The following is a 1155-nucleotide window of genomic DNA, read 5'->3' on the forward strand; positions in this document are numbered from 1 at the left end:
CGGCGGCGCGGTGGCGCGGACCGTCCGACAGGGCGCCCACCGGTGCCGGCCGTGTGCCCGCGACGGTCAGGCCGGGCGCCGCGCAGTCCATGTCCAGCAGGGGCTTCAGGTCGTCGTCCAGCGCCATGACCGTCAGCGTGGCCCCCACCATCTCAAGCGAGGTGAAATAGTTTCCGACGAAGGCCCGGTGCACCCGGAGGCCCGCGCGTTCCAGCCCGACCTCGATCCGGTCGTACAGCACATAGAGTTCGTTCACGGGCGTCGCGCCCAGGCCCGAGACCAGCACCGCGACCTCGGTTCCGTCGGGCAGGGCGTGATCGTCCAGCACGATCCGGACCATGTCGTCGGCGACCTGGTCGGCGGTCTTCAGCGCCTCGACCCGCGTGCCGGGTTCGCCGTGATGGCCGATGCCGACCTCCATCGTGCCGGGCGCGATCTGGAAGTTCGGATGGCCCACCGCGGGCAGGGTGCAGGGGCCAAGGCCCACGCCCACCGACCGGCAGGCGTCGATCGCCTGCTGGGCCGCGGCCCGAACCTCGGCCAGGGTGCCGCCAAGCGCGGCCTTGGCGCCGCCGATCTTCCACATGAAGATCTCTCCGGCCACGCCGCGGCGCTTGGCGCGTTCGGATGCGGGGGCTGAACAGACGTCGTCATTGGCCACCACGGTCGCGACCTCGATCCCGTCCTCGGCCACCATGCCCGCGGCCATGCGCACGTTCATGTTGTCGCCCGCATAGTTGCCGTAGAGGACCGCGACCCCGGCACCGCCATCGGCGGCCCGGATCGCATCGGCAAAGCTTTTCGCGGTGGGCGACGAGAACAGCTCTCCGACGGCCACGGCATCGACCAGGTTACGGCCCGCATAGCCGATGAAGGCCGGTTCATGCCCCGACCCGCCGCCGGTCACGATGCCGACCTTGCCGTCCTGGGGCGCAAAGCGCGACAGGACCACGCGCGGGTTGGCCGGGTCCTTGCGCACCAGATCGCGATGCGCCTTGATGAAGCCCGCCACCGTCTCGTCGACGATGTCGTCGGGGTCGTTGACGAAACGCTGCATCGCCTTGGTCGTCATGTCGTCCCCCATCATCGCACCGTGTATCCGCCGTCGACCAGCAGGTCGGCGCCGTTGATCATCGCCGCCGCGTCCGATGCCAG

General features: G+C 70.2%; 1 protein-coding gene. It reads right to left on the reverse strand.

Annotated features, from left to right (window positions below; translation table 11 throughout):
• The coding region (locus TW83_RS16660) for a dihydroxyacetone kinase subunit DhaK (protein ID WP_239441411.1) at positions 1-1072 on the reverse strand (1072 nt) is incomplete at its 3' end.
• Positions 1073-1155 lie beyond the last annotated feature (83 nt).

It is taken from the genome of Paracoccus sp. S4493 (genome assembly GCF_000967735.1).
Classification (GTDB): domain Bacteria; phylum Pseudomonadota; class Alphaproteobacteria; order Rhodobacterales; family Rhodobacteraceae; genus Paracoccus; species Paracoccus marcusii.